This is a genomic window from Parvibaculum sp. (genome assembly GCF_030694575.1).
Classification (GTDB): domain Bacteria; phylum Pseudomonadota; class Alphaproteobacteria; order Parvibaculales; family Parvibaculaceae; genus Parvibaculum.
Map to the genome: position 1 here is coordinate 14,842 of NZ_JAUYUS010000013.1, position 17,717 is coordinate 32,558.

Sequence of the window (17,717 nt, forward strand, 5' to 3'; positions counted from 1 at the left end):
CGGAAGGTACGAGTGCCGATGAAGGACGAGGGCAAGGGCGAGGCGGCGGAGCCGCACGACCCCGATGGCGAGGCCATGACGGCGGCGATGTCTCCGCAGGAGCGGATGCGCGCGTTCGCCGAGATGTTGCGCCTGCGCATGGCCGGCCATTTCGTTTCCGTGCGCTCGAAAGTGGTTTTCCTGCTGACGATGGTCGGCGCCATTCTCGTCATCCTGAGCGGCGCCTTCACACTTTACGATTTCAATCATGCGCTCCGGACGCAGGTCGAGATTCGCGTTTCGGGCGCGGCCGACGTGCTGACGATCGCCGCGCGGCGGGCGAACAGTTTCGCCGAGATGGAGCCGGTGCTCGCGGCGATGACGGGCGCCGCTTCCGTCAAGGACGTGGCGGTGGCGGGCGCGGACGGACGGGTCGTGACGACGTCGAATTCGGGCTGGCTCGGCAAGCGCGTGGATATGGCGGCGCTGGCGGGAGACGGCGCGGGCCATACCGTCGAGCTCGGCAGGCTCGAGCATCTTTCGGGATACGGAACATATCCCGGCGACTATGCGATCCGGCTCGAGCTTCCGCGTCTCGGGACAGAAGCCGTCGCCATCCTGCGGATGGATACGGATTATCTCGCCGGGCAACTCGCCATGCAGGCGTGGAACACGATGATGTGGCTCACCATCACGGTGATCCTCGCGACCCTGACGATCTCGCTGCTGGTCCATCGCGTGATCGTGGCGCCCATCGAGGCGCTGCGGGATTATGCGGAGACGGGCGGCGAAACGGAAGCGCTGCCGGCGGGGCCGGACGACGAGATCGGTATTGTGGCGCGCGCGCTTTCGGATTCGTTTCGCGCGAACCGGGATGTCGAGGCGCGGCTGACGAGCCTTGCCGCTACCGACGGGCTGACGGCGCTGGGTAACCGCACATTCTTCAAGTCGCGTCTCTCCGAGGAAATCTCGCGGGCCGAAAGGCATGGCGGCCTTGTCGGCGTGATGATCCTCAACCTCGACAATTTCAAGGACGTCAACGATACGCTGGGCCACGACGCGGGCGACCTCGTGCTGCGGCGGACGGCGGACATTCTGAAAGGATGCCGCCGCGGCGGCGATGTGGTGGCGCGTATCGGCGGCGACGAGTTCGGCGTCATCGTGACCGACATCAAGAGCGCGGACGATGCGCTGCAGCTTGCGAGCCGGCTGGTGCGCGCGGTGAGCGTGCCTTTCCGGCTCGGGACGCAGGAACTGACGCAAGGCGCCTGTGTCGGCCTGACGCTTTATCCGCAGGACGGACGCGACGCCGACGTGCTGGTGAAGAACGCCGACCTCGCGCTGTCGCGTTCGAAGCATGAGGGATCGGGCGCCTGCGTGCTTTACCGGCACGAACTGCATCTGCGCGCGATCGAACGCAACACGATCGAGCGCGACCTGCGCGTCGCGGTCGCGCGGAACCAGCTCACGCTTTTCTATCAGCCGAAGGTGGACATGGCGTCGGGCCGCGTCACCGGCGCGGAGGCGCTGATCCGCTGGCGGCACGAGGAGCGCGGTTTCATTTCGCCGGCGCAGTTCATTCCGGTCGCGGAGCGAAGCGGGCTGATCGTGCCGCTGACGAAATGGGTGCTCGACGAGGCATGCCGGCAGAACCGCGAATGGCAGGAGCTGGGATTGCCGAAGATCGGCGTGGCGGTGAACGTCTCGGCGATCGACCTGAAGCGGACGGACCTGACCGACACGATCGCGAACACGCTGATCCGGCGCGGGCTTTCGCCGCAATATCTCGAGCTCGAAGTCACCGAGAGCATGGTGATGCAGGATGTCGACGTCGTGATCGGCACGCTGCGCCGGCTGCGCAGTCTCGGCATCGGCATCGGCATCGACGATTTCGGCACGGGTTATTCCTCGCTTGCCTACCTGAAACGCTTCCCGGTGAAGCGGCTGAAGATCGACCGTACTTTCGTCAACGACATCGCCGACGGGCGCGACGGGCATGTGATCCCGAAGGTCATCATCGATCTCGCCCATGCGCTTGGCGTGAGCGTGGTGGCGGAGGGCGTGGAGAATGCCGACCAGTACGACATTCTGAACGAGCTGGGCTGCGACGAAGTGCAGGGCTATTTCGCCGGGCGGCCGATGCCGGCGGCGGAGTTCGAGGTCTTCCTGCGCAATTCGCCGGCGGGCCTGCGCGCGGGCGCGGCGCAGATCGAGGCCTCGGCCGAAAAACCTGTAGCGCGTCCGGCGGGGGGCGCGGCCTCGCGCGGCTCGGCGGCCTGATCCTTTCATTCCCGGCATCGCCGGATTGACGCAGCGTGCGCCTTGAGGTGCGCGTGGCGCTTTACGCGCCCACCGCGTGGGCTAAACTCCCGCCAGCAAACATAATGAGCGAGGGCCGAGAGCCCGCGCCGATACCGGGAGACGCCAGATGGATCTCGCTTACGGGCCCCAATACGAGGCCTTTCGCGCGGAGGTGCGCGACTTCATCGCGAAGCACAAGGACAAGGCACCGAAACGCTTCGGCGTGTCGCGGCCTTCCGAGGAGTCGCTCGCGTGGCAGAGGCTGCTGCTGGAGCACGGGCTTACCGCGCGGACGGTGCCGAAGGAATATGGCGGCTATGGCGCCGAGCCCGACATTCTGAAGTCCCGCATCATCGCGGAGGAGTTCACCAAGGCGAGCCTGCCGATGGGGCTGGCGAGCCAGGGGATTTCGATGCTGGTCCCGACGCTGCTGGAGCTCGGCACCGAAGAGCAGAAGAAGAAGTGGATCGAGCCGACGCTCCGGGGCGACGTGATCTGGTGCCAGGGCTATTCGGAGCCGGGCTCGGGCTCGGACCTTGCCTCGCTGCAGACCAAGGCGACGGAAGACGGCGACGACTTCGTCATCAACGGGCAGAAGATATGGACCTCGACGGCGCATGCGGCGGACATGATCTTCTGTCTCGTGCGCACCGAGCCCGACAAGCCGAAGCATGAGGGGATTTCCTACCTGATCTTCTCCATGAAGACGCCGGGCATCGAGGTGCGCCCGCTGAAGACGATGACGGGACATGCGGAATTCAACGAGGTGTTCTTCACCGATGTGCGCGTGCCGCAGAAGGACATCGTGGCGGGACGCGGACAGGGCTGGTTCGTCGCGAATGCCACGCTGAAGCATGAGCGCGGGATGCTGGGAGATCCGAACCAGGCGGGGACGCGGCTGAAGGAGATCGTCGACCTCATGCATGAGGAGACGGTGGGCGGCCAGCGGCTGATCGACAATCCGCTTTACCGCGACCGGCTGGTGCAACTGCAAAGCCGGGTGCTGGCGATGCAGTTTCACGGGCTGAGGCTGCTGACGGCCTCCACGAAGAAGGAAGACCCCGGCATCGCGCGGCTGATCGTGAAACTGCAGGGCTGCGAGATCAATCACCAGCTGGCGGCGCTCGCCATCGACGCGCTGGGCGAACTCGGCGTGCTTTACGAGGACAGTCCGCATTTGCGTGCGCGAGGGAGCTGGCAGCATCGCTACATGTTCGACCTCGGCCTCATCATCGGCGGCGGTACGGCGCAGATCCAGAAGAACATCATTTCGGAACGCGGCCTCGGTATGCCGCGCGAACCGAAACTCGTGAAAGCGTAAGGAGCGGACCCATGGAATTCGGATTGTCGGAAGACCAGAAACTGCTCCAGGAAAGTGTCGGGCGGACGCTGGAACGGGTGTCGCCGCTGGACCGCGTGCGGAAGGCGGCGGAGACGCGCGAGGATTACGCGGCCGATGTGTGGGCGGCGCTGAGGGATCTCGGCGTGCCGGGCATGATGGTGCCGGAGGATTTCGGCGGCATGGGCATGAAGCTGCTCGATGCGGTGCTGGTGGCGGAGATGCTGGGACGCCATGTGGCGCCGGTACCGTTCGTGGGCACGGCGGTGATGGCGCCCATCGCACTGACGGGTGCGGGAAGCGCGGCGCAGCAGGAAGCATGGCTGCCGAAGCTTGCGAGCGGCGAGGCGATTGCGGGCGTGGCGGTTTCCGAACGCGCGGCGGGTGCGCGGGACGGCGCGGGCGTGACGGCGGCGGCGGGCAAGCTCAACGGCAGCGCGCTGTTCGCGCTCGACGCGGCGGGTGCCGACATCCTGATCGTCGCGGACAAGGCGGGCGGGCTTCATCTCGTGAAGGGCGATGCGAAGGGGCTGACGAAAGTCGCGCTCACCAGCATCGATCTCACGCGGGGGCTGACCGAGCTGCAGTTCGATAATGTGGAGGCGGAAGCGCTGGCGTCGGGCGATGCGGCGGCGACGCTCGGCCGCATGATCGATGCAGGCCGCGTGATGCTGGCGGCGGACACGCTGGGCGCGGGCTGGGCGATGATCGACAAGGCGGTGGCCTATGCGGCGGAGCGCAAGCAGTTCGGCCGGGTCATCGGTTCGTTCCAGGCGGTGAAGCATATGTGCGCGGAGATGGCTTCCGAGCTTGAGCCGTGCCGTTCGCTCATCTGGTATGCCGGTCATGCCTTCGACGAGGTGCCCGCAGAGGCGAGCCTGATGGCGGCGCATGCGAAATCGCTGACGGCGGAGGTGGGGCGCTTCGTTGCCCGCACCGCGACGGAGGTGCATGGCGGCATGGGCTTCACCGATCTCGTGGGGCTCCACTACTGGTTCAAGCGGATCGGTCTCGACCGGCAGTTGCTGGGGAGCCCGGAACGGGTGCGCGGCGAGGCGGCGAAGATGCAGGGCTGGGCGGCGGATTAAAGCTCGAGAGATTGTGCGGGCGAGGTGAGTTCAGTAACCCCTCCCCAAACGGCTTGCAGCCGTTTGACCCTCCCGCAGGGGGAGGGTGGAGAAAGAGAAATGCCAAGGGATGGCCACCCTCTTGCCAACCGCCGGGGCCGGGCGTCATATGCGCGGCATTGGTTTCCCTTGCCGGTGCATCATGGACAATCTCGGTTATCTCGCGGCGTTCCTCACGACGTTTGCCTTCATTCCGCAGGCGATAAAGACGATCCGCACGCGCGACACGTCGGGGCTGTCGCTGGCCATGTATGCCTGCCTGACGGTCGGCATCTTTTTCTGGCTGCTGCACGGGATCAACAAGCAGGACTATGCGCTGATCGGCGCGAACGGGGTGACGCTGCTGCTGGCGTTTCCGATTTTCCTCATCATTCTGACGAATGAGCGGGCGGCCCGGCGGGCGCTCAAGGGGAAGCTCGCGGCGGATAAATAGACCAAGGTCTATTTATCGCTTGCACGGCGCGGCGCCGCCTGCTTGCATGTCGGCAATCAACAATTCCAAGGGAGGATACCCCCATGCGCGCGGCCGTGTTCCGTCAGGGCGATCTCGTCGCCGATACCGTTCCCGATCCCGAACCCCAGGCGGGGCAGGTGCTGGTCAAGACGCTGGCCTGCGGGATTTGCGGCTCGGATCTGCATGCGTTTCATCACGCCGACAAGATGGTGGAGGCGGCGCAACGCTCCGGCTCGAGCTTCACGATGGACCTGACGAGGGACATCGTGTTCGGACATGAGTTCTGCGCGGAAGTGCTGGACCACGGGCCGGGGACGCAGAAGACGCTGAAGCCGGGGACGCGCGTCTGTTCCATGCCGCTCGCGATCACCATGAACGGGAGCTCGGCGAATGTGCAGCCGGTCGGCTATTCGAATTCGATGCCGGGCGGTTTCGCCGAGCGGATGGTGCTGAACGAGCTGATGCTGCTTGAAGTGCCGAACGGGCTGCCGACCGAGCAGGCGGCGCTGACGGAGCCGATGGCCGTCGGCTGGCACGCGGTCGAGAAGGCGAACACGACGGCGGACGATATTCCGCTGGTGATCGGCTGCGGGCCGGTGGGGCTTGCGGTGATTGCCGCGCTCAAGATCAAGGGCATCCACCCGATCATCGCGGCGGATTTCAGCCCGGCGCGGCGCAAGCTCGCCGAGCAGATGGGCGCCGATATCGTGCTCGACCCGAAGGTCGACGCGCCTTATGCGCGCTGGGCGAAGGAAGCGACGCCGGAGGGCTACGACCCGACCAACATCATGACGCTGCTCGGCATGGGCCCGAAGCTGCGGCCGGGCGTCATTTTCGAATGCGTCGGTGTGCCCGGCGTCATCCAGCAGATTTTCGAGGGCGCGCCGAAGAATGCGCGGATCGTCGTGGTCGGCGTCTGCATGGAGCAGGATCGCATCGAGCCGTTCTTCGGCATCAACAAGGAACTGAACGTGCAATTCGTGCTCGGCTATACGCCGGAGGAATTCGCGCTGACGCTGACGCATCTCGCCGAAGGGAAGATCGACGGCTCGCCGCTCGTCACGGGCAAGGTGGGCGTCGAGGGCGTGAAGGAGGCGTTCAGCGAGCTGGGCAATCCGGAGAAGCACGCGAAGATTCTCGTGGAGCCGTGGAGGTAATATCCACGCATCCTTTCACCCTCCTCCCGGGGGAGGGTGGTAGATTTTTTTGGTGCTTAGGCGGGGGGCGCCGTTTCCGCGAGGGACGGGCGCTTCGAGAAGTCTTTCCACCAGCCGGCGAGTTCGGGGGCTTTGGATTGCCAGCCGAGCCCGGCATGGCGGAAGTCGAGATAGCCGAGGGCGGCGCCGATGGCGATGTTGCCCATGTCGACGGCGCCGTCGAAGGAGGTCACTTCGTCCTCCAGCACGGCGATGCTGCGCTCGATGGCGCGGCGCCAGCGGCCCATCCACATTTCGGAACGCTGTTCCTCCGGCCGGTTGCGCTCGAAGGTGAGCGAGACGGCGGCGTCCATGATGCCGTCGGCAAGCGCGTGGAGGCGCTGCACGCGCCAGCGTTCGACATTCGCTGCGGGGATGAAGGAAGGGCCTTCCAGCGCCACGTCGAGATATTCGCAGATGAGCGGACTGTCGAAGAAGGACGTGCCGTCATTCATGACCAGCGCCGGGATCTTGCCGAGCGGGTTCGCGGCGTGGAGCGCGGCCGGGTCTTCCATCGCGGAAATCAATTCCTCGGTCACGCGGCCGAGCGCGTCCTTTTCGCGAATGAGGATGCGCACCTTGCGCGCGAAGGGCGAGGTCGGCGAGTGATAGAGCTTCATGAAAGGTCTTTCGCTAGAGACAGGCGATGCCGGAGGTGTGGCCGTTCATGCCGCGAAGCGTGCGCCACTCGACGAATTCGCGGCAGCGGCGGCCGCGCTCGTCGGTGAATTCGCGGGTGGGTGTGATCTTGCCGCTGGCCTTTTGGGAGGCGGTGAACCATGTCACCTGTTCGCGGAGCGGCACCGTCATCATTTTCGCGACGGCTTCGTTGCGGGCCTGGACGGGGAGGCCGGTGAGCGAGGGGCCCTCCGAACCGCCGACCATGTAGCCTGCGGCGACGCCGGCCGCGACCGCCCATTCCGTGCCGCCGCCGGTGCCGATCGCCATGCCGAGCATGGCGCCGCCGGCGGGACCGACGAGGCGGGTGCCGCGATCGTCGACCGGCGCATCGATCAAGCCTTGCGGCTGCCTCATGGTGACTTCGGGCTGCGGCAGGCTTTGTTGCGCGCAGGCGGCGAGAAGGACGACGGTTGCGAGCGCTATGCGGCGCATGGCTCAGTCCTTCCGCAGAAACGGCATGAGAAACCGGCGGAGCGCGGGGCTCAACGCCGCGAGAGCGCCGATCACGATGGTGATGAGGGGCAGGCTGCCGCTCCCCCCCTTTACGAGTCCGAGAAGGCCCATCGTCATGTCGTTCAGCGTGCGCTCGACCAGGTCGAAGTCGCGCTTCACCTCGGCGCGGGCTTCCGCGATGCTGCGGTTCGCGAGTTCGAGTTCGAGCTTGTCGGCGCGGCCGGGCGCCTTGGCGGCGAAGAGGAGCGCAATGAAGGCCAGCGCCACGAGCGCGCCGCCGGTGATGAGCGCGCCGAGCGGGTAGCCGTAGATTTCCGAGAGCGCGAGGAAGCCCGCGATCACCAGCATGATGAGGGCGAAGAGGGCGATGAAGACGGCGATGCCGACGAGGGAGAGGCGGCGCGCGAGGCGGCGGGCTTCAAGCTCCGCCCGGTAAAGCTCCGCCTCGGCGAGTTTGCGGACGTGTGGCGTGGGATCGATCAAGTTGATCTCCTATCGCGTGAGCAGGCGGCCGATGAGGAAGCCGAGACCGAAGGCGAGAAGCGCGCTCGGGACGGGATGGGCGTCGATCTGCTTCTGCACGTCGTCCAGCCCTTCCTGCATCCGTTCGCGGATCATTTCGGCGCTTGCGAGCCCTTCCTCCAGCGTTCCGGCCGCTCCTGCCGCCGCGGCGGCGGCCTGTGCTTCTTCCAGCGCCAGTTTCAACGCCTCGATCTGAGCCTGAAGCTCTTCGACTGAAGCGTCCTGAGATTTCTTTTCGGCCATTTCGGCGTCTCCTGGGCTATGCGGTTTGCAGATGTCCGGCAACCCGCCCCTTTGGATAAGCATAGCTCACGATGCGGGCCAGACAAGGCATGCCGAATCGACGCAGACGCCGGGACTAGAGATAGGGGGAGGCGAGGCGGAAGGCGGCGTCGCGGAGGCGGACGGGGAGCGGGCGGGCGGCGATTTCCTGGTGGGTAAGGGGGTGCGCCGTCGAAATCTTCCGTTCGATCAGGCTGTCGAGCTCGCCCGCGAAGGTCGTGCCGTAGCATTCGAGGTTGAACTCGAAGTTGAGGCGGAGGCTGCGGTCGTCCCAGTTTGCGGAGCCGACCATCGCCCACATGCCGTCCACCGTCATCATTTTGGAATGGTCGAAGGGGCCGTTGGTTTTCCAGATGCGGCAGCCGGCGCGGGCCAGCCCTTCGAGTTGCGGCATCGCCGCCCAGTCGCAGAAGGGCAGGTTGTTGGTCGCCGGCAGGACGATGTCGACGATGACACCGCGCATGGCGGCGAGCGAAATATTGGTGCGGAGCGTGGCATCGGGGATGAAGTAGGGCGTGACGATGCGGACGTTGTGGCGCGCTTCGGCGAGCGCGCCGAGCAGCGTCCAGCGGATCGGGTTGAGGCCCATGTCGGGACCGGCGGGAAGGCCGCGCGCCACGACATCGCCGGCCTGTTCGATTTCGGGAAACCAGTCCGGGCCTTCGAGGAGTTCGCCGGTCGTGAAGTTCCATTCATAGGCGAAGGTGTGCATGAGCTGCGCGACGACCGGACCTTCGACACGAAAATGACAATCGTGGATGGGTTTGCGCGGGTCTTCCGCGATGACGTTGCCCTCGGCGATGTTCATGCCGCCGGTGAAGGCATGGCGGCCGTCGACGACGAAGATTTTCTGGTGATTGCGCATGTTGAGGTATGGCATCCGCCAGGGCATGAACGAATGCAGGAAGCGGGCATAGTCGATGCCGCGCTCTTCCAGCAGCGGTATCAGGGAGGGGCGCGAATACCACGAGCCGACGCCGTCGATCAGCAAGCGGACCCGGACGCCGCGGTCCATCGCGCGGGAGAGTGCGTCGACGAAGAGGCGGCCGACGGGATCGTTGTTGAAGATGTAGGTAGAGATCGCGATCGAGCGTTCGGCGCGGTCGATGGCGGCGATCATGGCGGGGTAGGCTTCATCGCCGTTGAGGAGCACGCCGACGGCGTTGCCGGGCTCGAAACTCTCGGGAAGAATCTTCTGGCCGAAGCGGGCGAGGCCTTCCAGCTCGCGCAGCTTGACCACGCCTTCGGTGGCGCGCAGTTCCGAGCGGGCGGGAAGCGGCGAGATGAGCAGCATGTCGTGCTGCTGGCCGCGCAGCTCGCGGGCGCGGCGCTGGATGCGGTTGACGCCGAACAGGAGATAGATGATCCAGCCGGCAAAGGGCACGAGAACGACGAAGCCGACCCAGCCGGCGGCGGCGCGCTCGTCCGTCTTGGTCAGCATCACGTGAATGGCGGCTCCGGCCATGCCGCCGAATTGTATGACGGCGAGAAGAAACGGCCAGAAATCCCAAAATCCGGTTTCCATCGGGCTCCAGAGTAACCTATGCGGGCGCGCCGGTCGCGCGCGATCAGAAGCGCAAACTGGCGCCAAGTATCAGGGCGCGGTCCTCGCCGGGGAAGTAGCGTTCGGTGCCGGTGCCGAAATCCGAATAGTCGGCGCGATCGGCATAGCGGCGGTCGAGGATGTTGGTCAGTTTGCCGAACAATGTAACGGTTTCCGTGACGGCATAGTCGAGGCGGAGATTGAAGATGTCGTGGCCGTCATACTGGGCGGTATTGCCCGCGTTCATCCAGTATGAACCCATATGCACCCATTCGAGTTCGGCCCTTCCCAGGCCTTCGTTGAAGACATAACCGAGGCGGACATTCGCTATGGTGCGCGGCGCGGTGTCGACATCGTCGCCGTCGCGGATGACTTCAGTGGCGGTGACATTGTCGAAGGCATAGGTGTGACGCGCATAGGTGGCGGAGCCGGCGATGTCGAAGCCGTGGCCCAGCGGGGCGGCAAGCTCCAGCTCGATGCCGGCGTGGTTCGTCTTGCCGTCCGTGACGTTGAAGCCGCCAGCGTCGCGGAAATAATAGTTTCTCTTCTTCATGTAGAAGAGATTGGTTTCGTAGCTCACGCCCAGCCAGTCGCCGCGCGCGCCCACCTCGATGCTGTCGAGCTCTTCCGATTTCGCTTCGTCCGGCACCTGCAGGCGCTGCAGACGGTAAAGATCGGTCGTCTGGGGTGCGCGGGTGCCGCGCGCAACGTTCACATAGCCGGTGACATTGTCGTTGAATACATGCAGGAGGCCGATCTTCGGCGTGACGTCTCCGAATTCGTCGACGCGGCTCGGAATGCGCAGATAGCGCCCGAAGGTGCCGACCGGCGCGTGGTTGGTGTAGTCGTAGCGCGTATATTCGAAGCGGAGCCCCGCAGTGAAAACCGTCGCCGGAGCGAGGCGCCATTCGCTGTGGATATAGGGCGCGAGTACGAGAGCCTGCACGTCGTAGTCGTAGTGAAGTCCCTGGGGCGACAGGTTGGGCGGAAAGCCAGCCGTGGGGCCTTCCTGGAATTCGGTGAGCGAGCCGTCGGTATATTCGCTGTCGAAGCCGAAGATGATCCTGTGGCCGCCATCGAGATCGGCGACGAGGCTCGACAGAAGGCCGCCGCTCCAGTGGCTGTTTTCCTCGACCGGCGTACCCGGCAGGAAATGCATGAGAAAGTTCATCTCGTTCTTGCGGGCGTAGGGCGTCAGCACCAGCATGAGATCGTCGGCGAGGTCTCGCTCGATACGAACCGCCGCGCGTACGGCCCATGCGTCGCGATAGGCTTCCGGGTTCGGGTTGGTCTTGTAGAGCGCGGGGTTCTTGTAGGCATCCGGCCCCTCGACGAAGCCGGCCGTTTCCTGATTGACGTTCACCGCCGTGAGCGTCGCCTGAAGGCGCGTTTCCGGCGTTTCGAAGTCGTAGCGCATCCGCGCCTTCTGCTGGTCGAGGCCGGAAGAGGCGCGGAAGCCGCCATCATGCAAAGTGGAGAAGCTGCCGCGGAAGCCATGTGTCGCGACACCTTCGCCGCGCAGCGTCGTGCTTGCTGTGCCGGTAATCTTGAAGAGATCGTGGGGGCCTGCCCAGGCGGACAATTCGGCGTCGCCGTCGGGTGCGGGCGGGCGGCTCAGAAAATTGATGAGCCCGTGCTCGGCATTCGAGCCATAGCGCGCGCCGCCGGGACCGCGCACCACTTCGATGCCGCCCGAGATCTCCTCCATTGCCTCCATCAGCGCGTTCACATTGGCGAAGCCCGCCGCGCGCATCGGCACGCCGTCTTCCAGATAGAGAAAGGAACCCGCACCGGCGCCGCCCGACAGTACCGGCGAACGGATGGCGGTGAGATGTTCGGCACCGCTGCCCTGCTGGATGCCGACGCCGGGCAGGCGGTTCAGCGCTTCGGCGGGCTGGATGGGCGCGATGAAATCGACATCGTCGCCGGAGATTTTGGAAATGTTGCCGGTATGGGTCGCGCGGGACGTGCCGAGGCCGGTGGTGGTGACGGTGATCTGGTCGAGCGCCCAGACGCGGGAGGCCGGCTCTTCGGAGGGTTCCTGCGCGGTGGCGGGGCCGACCGCCGCCACGAAAGACATGGCCAGCAATCCAGCCGCGAACCGAAGATCAATCACGCCAAACTCCCCTGGGGCCGGGCCCCTTTTGCTCCACCCGCACGGCACTGATCCGGCCGCTTGGCCCCATTGTTAACATGCCGGGCGGAGAGGTCGACTCCCTTGGTCCTGGCCCGGTTCGGGCGGCAAAACGTGGCAATCCGCCACGGACGGGTGCCGCCGGGGCAGCCTTGCCCCAACGGCCTACCCGGCCTAAAGTTCGCCCGTCATGAAAATATTCGGTACTTCCATTCCGCCAGTGGCCCTGTCGGTGGCGATCCTCGCCGTTGCGACGACGGCCGTCGTCTATTCGCCGACGCTCTACCGCATGTTCTGCGAGGCGACCGGCTATGGCGGCACGGTGAGCGTGAACCGCTCGCTGAAAGCGGAAGACAATGCCATCGGCCCCGCCGTCAAGGTGCGGTTCGACGCCAATGTCTCGCCGGGGCTCGACTGGAACTTCCGGCCGGCGCAGCGCGAGGTGACGACCCATATCGGCGTGCCGACGACGGTTTTCTATCATGCGACGAACAACAGCGACGAAACGCTGGTGGGGCGCGCGACATATAATGTGACGCCGGATACGGCGGGCTATTATTTCAACAAGACCGAGTGCTTCTGTTTCGTCGAGCAGAAGCTGGCGCCGGGCGAGAGCGCGGAAATGCCGATCGTCTTCTTCCTCGATCCCGAGATGATGGAAGACGCGGACGCGAAATACATCCGCACGATCACGCTCTCCTATACGTTCTTCAAGCAGGCTTCCGACGAGGAGGCGATTGCCGCCGCGCGGCCGCTGCGCGAGGGGTCGGAGGCGCAGACGAAGGCGCTTTCGAGCGCGGAAACGGCGGAATTCACCAATCGGGTCCCGCACCGCCAGTAAAGTAGTGAGATTCCGGGACTGGCCGCGGCCGGAACAATCCCTGTAGGCTTGCGTCGAACCGCAGCCAGAATGCAGGGCCCATGTTTCCCATCTCCGACGACAATTCCGAACCCGGCACACCCATCGTCACATGGGCGATCATCGCGGCGTGCGTTGCCGTGTTTTTCTGGCAGTATTCGCTGCCGCCCGGCGCGGCGGAGCTTGCCGTCTATCAATTCGGGCTCATTCCGGGCGTGCTTTTCGGCACCACGGAGATGGCGGATGCGCCGGTGCCCGCCTGGGCGACGGTCATCACCTCGATGTTCATGCATGGCGGGCTCGCGCATCTCGGCGGCAACATGCTCTATCTCTGGATATTCGGCGACAATATCGAGCTGGCGATGGGGCGGCTCCGCTTCATCGTGTTCTATGTCGTGTGCGGCATCGCGGCGGCGCTGACGCATGCGCTGATGGTGCCTGCGTCCACCGTGCCGCTGGTCGGCGCGAGCGGTGCGATCTCCGGCGTGCTCGGGGCCTATCTGCTGCTCTATCCGCGCGGGCGGGTGCGCGTTCTCTTCCTGCCGCTTCCGATCATCATCGTGCGAACATTTTATGTCCCCGCGATCGTCGTGCTCGGGCTCTGGTTCGTCATTCAGGTGGTGAGCGGGCTTGCCAGTCCGGTCGAGGAGGCGGGCGTCGCCTTCTGGGCGCATGTCGGCGGTTTCGTGGCGGGGATGGTGCTGGTGCCGCTTTTCAAGCGGCGCGACGTGCCGCTGTTTCACAAGGCGGCGCCGAAAGTGTTCGATGCGCGCACGGTGGACCGGCGCCGGGGGCCTTGGGGCTAAGCATCCTCCACGAGGAAGCGGCAGAGGAGTTCCATCGTTTCGCCCGGGGCGAGGGTGCGCAGGCCGGTGACGCTTTCGCGCTCGGGGCGGTTCACGGCGTCGGGGGCGTGGCTGACGGGTTCGGCGCAGAAGAAGTCCTCGCCCGGCGGTGCATAGACGATGGCATGGGGTGCGCCTTCCGCCTCGATGCGGAGCGCGCGGGGGCGGTCCGCCCATGCGATGCGAAAGCGGCCGTCGCTTTCCGAGAAGCAGTGATCGACCTCCACATCCTTCATCTCGCGCCCGCCGTCGAAACGCCATTTCTCCGGCGTGGGGGCGAGGCCGGTCGGCACGCCGTCCGCACCGCTTTCCCAGACCTTGGGAAGCCGCGCCTGCAGGCGGGCGGTGGCCCGGCCGCCGAAGAAGGGATGGAGGCCGAGGCCGCCGGGCATCGGATCGGCGGAAAGGTTCTTCAGACGCATGAGGACAATGAGGCCTTGCGGTCCGAGCGCGAAATGCTGCTCGGCCTCGAAGCTCCACGGCCATGTCCAGCGGTTGTTCTCGGCATTGTGGGCGAAGCGGAGGCGCGCGGCGTTGCCGCCTGCTTCCAGCACCTCCCAGGGCGATTGCCAGCCGCGGCCATGGATCGCATGCGGCACGCAGATGACGTCGGGCGGCAGTTGCACCTCATGCGCGCCGAAGCGGAAGCGGCCATTGGTGATGCGGCCGGAAAAGGGAACCAGCGGATAACAGGCCATGTCGAGGGGGCCGGGCGCGGCGCAATCGCGCGGGAGGGGCCGCAGCAATTGCTGCACGCCGCCTTCATGGCGGCAGGAGAAGCGCGCGATGCAGCCGCCCGTTTCCGGCGCGATGACGGTTTCGAGACTGTCGTGGACGAGGGTCAGCATGAAATTCGCATCCGATAGCGGCAGGTGCCCAAACAAAAGGCAGGCCGCGTTGCGGTCTGCTTATTTCCGAGCCTGCACTGCCTCGCCGCCGCCGCCAAGCCCCCGATTTGCCGCCGTTCGCTTCTGGCACGGGGCTTGCGAAGCATGGATTGGCAGCGGCTAGGGTTCCGGCTTCGCGTTTGCGTTCGAGTTTTGCGAAGTGCTGGTCCGAGAGCCGCACCCTGTCCGGTGAACAGCGGGCAGGTACACGGCGGGATAAAAGCCCGGGAGACGGATGTAATGCGGGGATTGGCATTGCAATACCGCCGTGACGCCGATCCTCCGATTTTTGAAACGCGATCACCTGATCCGGAGGACTGGCTATATGACTTCTTTCAAGCTCTCTTCACTCAGATTGTTTACGGCGGCTTTCGCCGCGCTGGCGCTCGTTCTCGTCTCCTTGTCTCCTGCCTACGCAGCGCCGAAAAAGGATTTCAAGGTCGGCTGGTCGATCTATGTCGGCTGGATGCCCTGGGGCTACGCGCAGGATAACGGCATCGTCAAGAAGTGGGCCGACAAGTACGGCATCAATATCGAGCTGGTGCAGTTCAACGACTACATCGAAGGCATCAACCAGTACACGGCCGGCGCCTATGACGGCATCATGTCGACCAACATGGACGCGCTCGCCATTCCGTCCGCCGGCGGCGTCGACTCGACCATCCTCATCATCTGCGACTATTCGAACGGCAACGACGTCATCATCCTGAAGGGCAAGGACAAGCTCGCGGACATCAAGGGGCAGAAGGTCAATCTGGTGGAGCTTTCCGTGTCGCATTACACGCTGGCGCGCGGGCTCGAATCCATCGGCATGAGCGAGAAGGACGTGACGGTGGTGAACACGTCGGATGCCGACATGATCGCCGCATGGGGCACGAAGGACGTGACCGCGATGGTGACATGGAACCCGATGGCGGCGGAAATTCTCGCCGACAAGAGCGCATATAATGTCTTCGACTCGACGAAGCTTCCCGGCGAAATCCAGGACTCGCTGGTCGTCAACACGCAGACGCTGAAGGACAATCCCGACTTCGCCAAGGCGATGACGGGCATCTGGTACGAGACGATGGCGCTGATGTCGGCCGGCGACGAGGCCGCCACCGCCGCCAAGACGGCGATGGGCACGGCGTCGGGCACCGATCTCGCGGGCTATGAAGCGCAGCTCGCGGCGACGGCAATGTTCTACACGCCGCAGGACTATATCTCGTTCACCGAAACGGAACTCGAAAAGACCACGCATTTCGTGAACAAGTTCCTGTTCGATCACGGGCTGCTGGGTCAGGACGCGACGTCGCCGGGCTATATCGGCATCGAGCTCGCGGACGGAACGATCGTCGGCGAAGCGGGCAATGTGCTGCTCCGCTACAACACCGAGTACGCGAAGCTTGCCGCCGAAGGCAAGCTCTAGAGGCCGGCGGTCACGAGGTCAGTAACGCCATGCGTAGATTCATCAACCGGCGGCCGGATGCCGTGACGCAGCTCGCGCTCATGCTCCTGCCGTTCGTAATCGTCGTCATCTGCTACATGGTCGCCTCCGAGGCGCGGCTGTCGGTCAACCCGAACGACAAGCTGCTTCCCGGATGGTCGACCATCGCAGCGGCGGTCGAGCGCATGGCGTTTCTGCCCGACCCGCGAACGGGCAACTACCTGCTCTGGAGCGACACCGTGTCGAGCCTCACAAGGCTCGGCATCGGTGTCGCCATCGCCACGCTGATCGGCGGGGTCTTCGGCATCCTGCAGGGGCTCATTCCCTATTTCAGAGCCACCTTCAACGCCTTTACGGGCGTGCTGTCGATGATCCCGCCGCTCGCGGTGCTGCCAATTCTCTTCATCATCTTCGGGCTGGGCGAACTCGCGAAAGTGGTACTGGTGGTGGTGGGTATCGTGCCTTTCATCATCCGCGACCTTGCGCTCCGCACCGCCGAGATTCCACACGAGGAAATCATCAAGGCGCAGACGCTCGGTGCTTCGACATGGCAGATCATCCTGCGGGTCGTCGTGCCGCAGATGCTGCCGCGCCTCATCGACGGCGTGCGGCTTTCGCTCGGCGCGGCCTGGCTCTTTCTCATCGCCGCCGAGGCCATCGCCTCCGACAGCGGGCTCGGCTACCGCATCTTCCTGATGCGCCGCTATCTCGCGATGGATGTCATCCTTCCTTATGTCGCGTGGATCACCATCCTTGCCTTCTCGCTCGATCTCGCGCTGCGGCTGTTCCAGCGGATCGCCTTCCGCTGGATGTATCGGGGGAACGGGCAATGACGCGCGTGACGGTTGAAAACCTCTGGAAGTCCTATGGCGACCAGACCGTGCTCGAGAACGTCAGCTTCGAGACGGAGCCGGGCTCCTTCATTTCGCTGGTCGGGCCGTCGGGCTGCGGCAAGTCCACTTTCCTTCGCATGATGCTGGGCGACGAGGCGCCCTCCAAGGGCCGCATCCTGATCGACGGCGTTGCGCTCGAGGCGGAGCCGTCGCCGGACAGGGGCGTGGTGTTCCAGAAATATTCCGTCTTTCCGCATCTCACCGCCTTGCAGAACGTGATGCTCGGCCTTGAGTTCGCGGCGAGCCCCGTGGCGGCGCGGCTTTTCGGTCGCGCGCGGCGGCGTGCGCGGGCGGCGTCGCTCGACATGCTCAAATGCGTGGGGCTGGAGCAATCCGCGCACAAATACCCGTCCGAACTTTCAGGCGGCATGCAGCAGCGGCTCGCGATCGCACAGGCGCTCATCAAGAAGCCGAAGATATTGCTGCTCGACGAGCCCTTCGGCGCGCTGGACCCTGGTATCCGCGCGGAAGTTCACGAGATCATGCTGCGGCTCTGGCGGGACGAGGGCATGACCATCTTCATGGTGACGCACGATCTGTCCGAGGCCTTCAAGCTCGGCACGCGCGTCATCGCCTTCGACCGGCGGCGGACGCGGCCGGAAGAGCTGAAAGCCTATGGCGCGACCGTCACCTTCGATCTCAAGGTCGACGGCAAGACGGTGCCGCCGCGGCCGGAAGCACCCGCCCCGCTCGCGGCGGCGGCGAAATGAAAGCACGCGGGACGGCCCGCGGCGCTTGAACCACCTGCCTGGACGGCCAGGTTTATGCCGGGAGCGCACTCCCGGCACGCTAGAGG

At 65.1% G+C, this 17,717-nt stretch carries 17 protein-coding genes and 1 riboswitch; of the genes, 10 read left to right on the forward strand and 7 right to left on the reverse strand.

Annotated features, from left to right (window positions below; translation table 11 throughout):
- Positions 1-18: 18 nt before the first annotated feature.
- The 5 genes from Q8S60_RS02060 (at position 19) to Q8S60_RS02080 (ending at position 6,357) form a co-directional block, all read left to right on the forward strand.
- A complete protein-coding gene (locus tag Q8S60_RS02060; RefSeq protein ID WP_305278580.1) occupies positions 19-2,259 on the forward strand; it encodes a bifunctional diguanylate cyclase/phosphodiesterase in 2,241 nt (746 codons plus the stop codon).
- Positions 2,260-2,407: 148 nt separating this feature from the next.
- The gene (locus Q8S60_RS02065) at positions 2,408-3,601 is read left to right on the forward strand and encodes an acyl-CoA dehydrogenase family protein (protein WP_305278517.1); all 1,194 of its coding nucleotides are present in this window, start codon (positions 2,408-2,410) and stop codon (positions 3,599-3,601) included.
- Positions 3,602-3,612: 11 nt separating this feature from the next.
- Positions 3,613-4,707, forward strand: coding sequence for an acyl-CoA dehydrogenase family protein (locus Q8S60_RS02070; protein WP_305278515.1), 1,095 nt, complete (start codon positions 3,613-3,615; stop codon positions 4,705-4,707).
- Positions 4,708-4,888: 181 nt separating this feature from the next.
- Positions 4,889-5,179, forward strand: coding sequence for a SemiSWEET family sugar transporter (locus Q8S60_RS02075; protein ID WP_305278514.1), 291 nt, complete (start codon positions 4,889-4,891; stop codon positions 5,177-5,179).
- 83 nt (positions 5,180-5,262) lie between these two features.
- Positions 5,263-6,357 carry a zinc-binding dehydrogenase gene (locus Q8S60_RS02080; protein ID WP_305278513.1) on the forward strand — a complete coding sequence of 365 codons (1,095 nt, stop codon included), beginning with the start codon at positions 5,263-5,265 and terminating at the stop codon, positions 6,355-6,357.
- 56 nt (positions 6,358-6,413) lie between these two features.
- Here the strand turns inward: Q8S60_RS02080 and Q8S60_RS02085 are convergent, their stop codons facing one another.
- The 6 genes from Q8S60_RS02085 to Q8S60_RS02110 form a co-directional block, all read right to left on the reverse strand.
- Entirely contained in the window at positions 6,414-7,016 is a 603-nt protein-coding gene (locus tag Q8S60_RS02085) for a glutathione S-transferase N-terminal domain-containing protein (RefSeq protein ID WP_305668288.1), read from the reverse strand.
- Positions 7,017-7,029: 13 nt separating this feature from the next.
- On the reverse strand, positions 7,030-7,509 hold the full coding sequence (locus Q8S60_RS02090; protein WP_305278510.1) for a hypothetical protein: 480 nt from the start codon (positions 7,507-7,509) through the stop codon (positions 7,030-7,032).
- A 3-nt stretch (positions 7,510-7,512) separates the two neighbouring features.
- Positions 7,513-8,013, reverse strand: coding sequence for a phage holin family protein (locus tag Q8S60_RS02095; protein ID WP_305668289.1), 501 nt, complete (start codon positions 8,011-8,013; stop codon positions 7,513-7,515).
- A gap of 9 nt (positions 8,014-8,022) precedes the next feature.
- Entirely contained in the window at positions 8,023-8,295 is a 273-nt protein-coding gene (locus tag Q8S60_RS02100) for a hypothetical protein (RefSeq protein ID WP_305278507.1), read from the reverse strand.
- Positions 8,296-8,410: 115 nt separating this feature from the next.
- Complete coding sequence (locus Q8S60_RS02105) at positions 8,411-9,859, reverse strand: phospholipase D-like domain-containing protein (RefSeq protein ID WP_305278506.1); 1,449 nt, start codon at positions 9,857-9,859, stop codon at positions 8,411-8,413.
- A gap of 43 nt (positions 9,860-9,902) precedes the next feature.
- Positions 9,903-11,993, reverse strand: a complete 2,091-nt coding sequence (locus Q8S60_RS02110) for a TonB-dependent receptor (protein WP_305278505.1) — start codon at positions 11,991-11,993, stop codon at positions 9,903-9,905.
- 208 nt (positions 11,994-12,201) lie between these two features.
- Here Q8S60_RS02110 and Q8S60_RS02115 point away from each other — a divergent pair, with 208 nt between their 5' ends.
- On the forward strand, positions 12,202-12,852 hold the full coding sequence (locus tag Q8S60_RS02115; RefSeq protein ID WP_305278503.1) for a cytochrome c oxidase assembly protein: 651 nt from the start codon (positions 12,202-12,204) through the stop codon (positions 12,850-12,852).
- A gap of 80 nt (positions 12,853-12,932) precedes the next feature.
- Complete coding sequence (locus tag Q8S60_RS02120) at positions 12,933-13,676, forward strand: rhomboid family intramembrane serine protease (protein ID WP_305278501.1); 744 nt, start codon at positions 12,933-12,935, stop codon at positions 13,674-13,676.
- Here the strand turns inward: Q8S60_RS02120 and Q8S60_RS02125 are convergent.
- Positions 13,673-14,563, reverse strand: a complete 891-nt coding sequence (locus Q8S60_RS02125) for an aldose 1-epimerase (protein WP_305278500.1) — start codon at positions 14,561-14,563, stop codon at positions 13,673-13,675. The genes Q8S60_RS02120 and Q8S60_RS02125 overlap by 4 nt on opposite strands.
- 148 nt (positions 14,564-14,711) lie before the next feature.
- A riboswitch (guanidine-I (ykkC/yxkD leader) is annotated at positions 14,712-14,835 on the forward strand.
- A 92-nt stretch (positions 14,836-14,927) separates the two neighbouring features.
- Between Q8S60_RS02125 and Q8S60_RS02130 the strand changes: the two genes are divergently transcribed.
- Genes Q8S60_RS02130 through Q8S60_RS02140 form a run of 3 tightly spaced genes read left to right on the forward strand, consistent with a single transcriptional unit; the run spans position 14,928 to position 17,631 of the window.
- The gene (locus Q8S60_RS02130; protein ID WP_305278499.1) at positions 14,928-16,010 is read left to right on the forward strand and encodes a putative urea ABC transporter substrate-binding protein; all 1,083 of its coding nucleotides are present in this window, start codon (positions 14,928-14,930) and stop codon (positions 16,008-16,010) included.
- A 29-nt stretch (positions 16,011-16,039) separates the two neighbouring features.
- On the forward strand, positions 16,040-16,861 hold the full coding sequence (locus Q8S60_RS02135) for an ABC transporter permease (protein WP_305278498.1): 822 nt from the start codon (positions 16,040-16,042) through the stop codon (positions 16,859-16,861).
- Positions 16,858-17,631: an ABC transporter ATP-binding protein gene (locus Q8S60_RS02140; protein ID WP_305278497.1), complete on the forward strand. Its 774-nt coding sequence runs from the start codon at positions 16,858-16,860 to the stop codon at positions 17,629-17,631. The genes Q8S60_RS02135 and Q8S60_RS02140 overlap by 4 nt, the downstream gene beginning before the upstream one ends.
- Positions 17,632-17,717 lie beyond the last annotated feature (86 nt).

Bases quoted from the DNA above. Each gene is read 5' to 3' on its own strand.
- Q8S60_RS02060 (WP_305278580.1), top strand. From the start codon at position 19: ATGAAGGACGAGGGCAAGGGCGAGGCGGCGGAGCCGCACGACCCCGAT.
- Q8S60_RS02065 (WP_305278517.1), top strand. From the start codon at position 2,408: ATGGATCTCGCTTACGGGCCCCAATACGAGGCCTTTCGCGCGGAGGTG.
- Q8S60_RS02070 (WP_305278515.1), top strand. From the start codon at position 3,613: ATGGAATTCGGATTGTCGGAAGACCAGAAACTGCTCCAGGAAAGTGTC.
- Q8S60_RS02075 (WP_305278514.1), top strand. From the start codon at position 4,889: ATGGACAATCTCGGTTATCTCGCGGCGTTCCTCACGACGTTTGCCTTC.
- Q8S60_RS02080 (WP_305278513.1), top strand. From the start codon at position 5,263: ATGCGCGCGGCCGTGTTCCGTCAGGGCGATCTCGTCGCCGATACCGTT.
- Q8S60_RS02085 (WP_305668288.1), bottom strand. From the start codon at position 7,016: ATGAAGCTCTATCACTCGCCGACCTCGCCCTTCGCGCGCAAGGTGCGC.
- Q8S60_RS02090 (WP_305278510.1), bottom strand. From the start codon at position 7,509: ATGCGCCGCATAGCGCTCGCAACCGTCGTCCTTCTCGCCGCCTGCGCG.
- Q8S60_RS02100 (WP_305278507.1), bottom strand. From the start codon at position 8,295: ATGGCCGAAAAGAAATCTCAGGACGCTTCAGTCGAAGAGCTTCAGGCT.
- Q8S60_RS02105 (WP_305278506.1), bottom strand. From the start codon at position 9,859: ATGGAAACCGGATTTTGGGATTTCTGGCCGTTTCTTCTCGCCGTCATA.
- Q8S60_RS02115 (WP_305278503.1), top strand. From the start codon at position 12,202: ATGAAAATATTCGGTACTTCCATTCCGCCAGTGGCCCTGTCGGTGGCG.
- Q8S60_RS02120 (WP_305278501.1), top strand. From the start codon at position 12,933: ATGTTTCCCATCTCCGACGACAATTCCGAACCCGGCACACCCATCGTC.
- Q8S60_RS02125 (WP_305278500.1), bottom strand. From the start codon at position 14,563: ATGCTGACCCTCGTCCACGACAGTCTCGAAACCGTCATCGCGCCGGAA.
- Q8S60_RS02130 (WP_305278499.1), top strand. From the start codon at position 14,928: ATGACTTCTTTCAAGCTCTCTTCACTCAGATTGTTTACGGCGGCTTTC.
- Q8S60_RS02135 (WP_305278498.1), top strand. From the start codon at position 16,040: ATGCGTAGATTCATCAACCGGCGGCCGGATGCCGTGACGCAGCTCGCG.
- Q8S60_RS02140 (WP_305278497.1), top strand. From the start codon at position 16,858: ATGACGCGCGTGACGGTTGAAAACCTCTGGAAGTCCTATGGCGACCAG.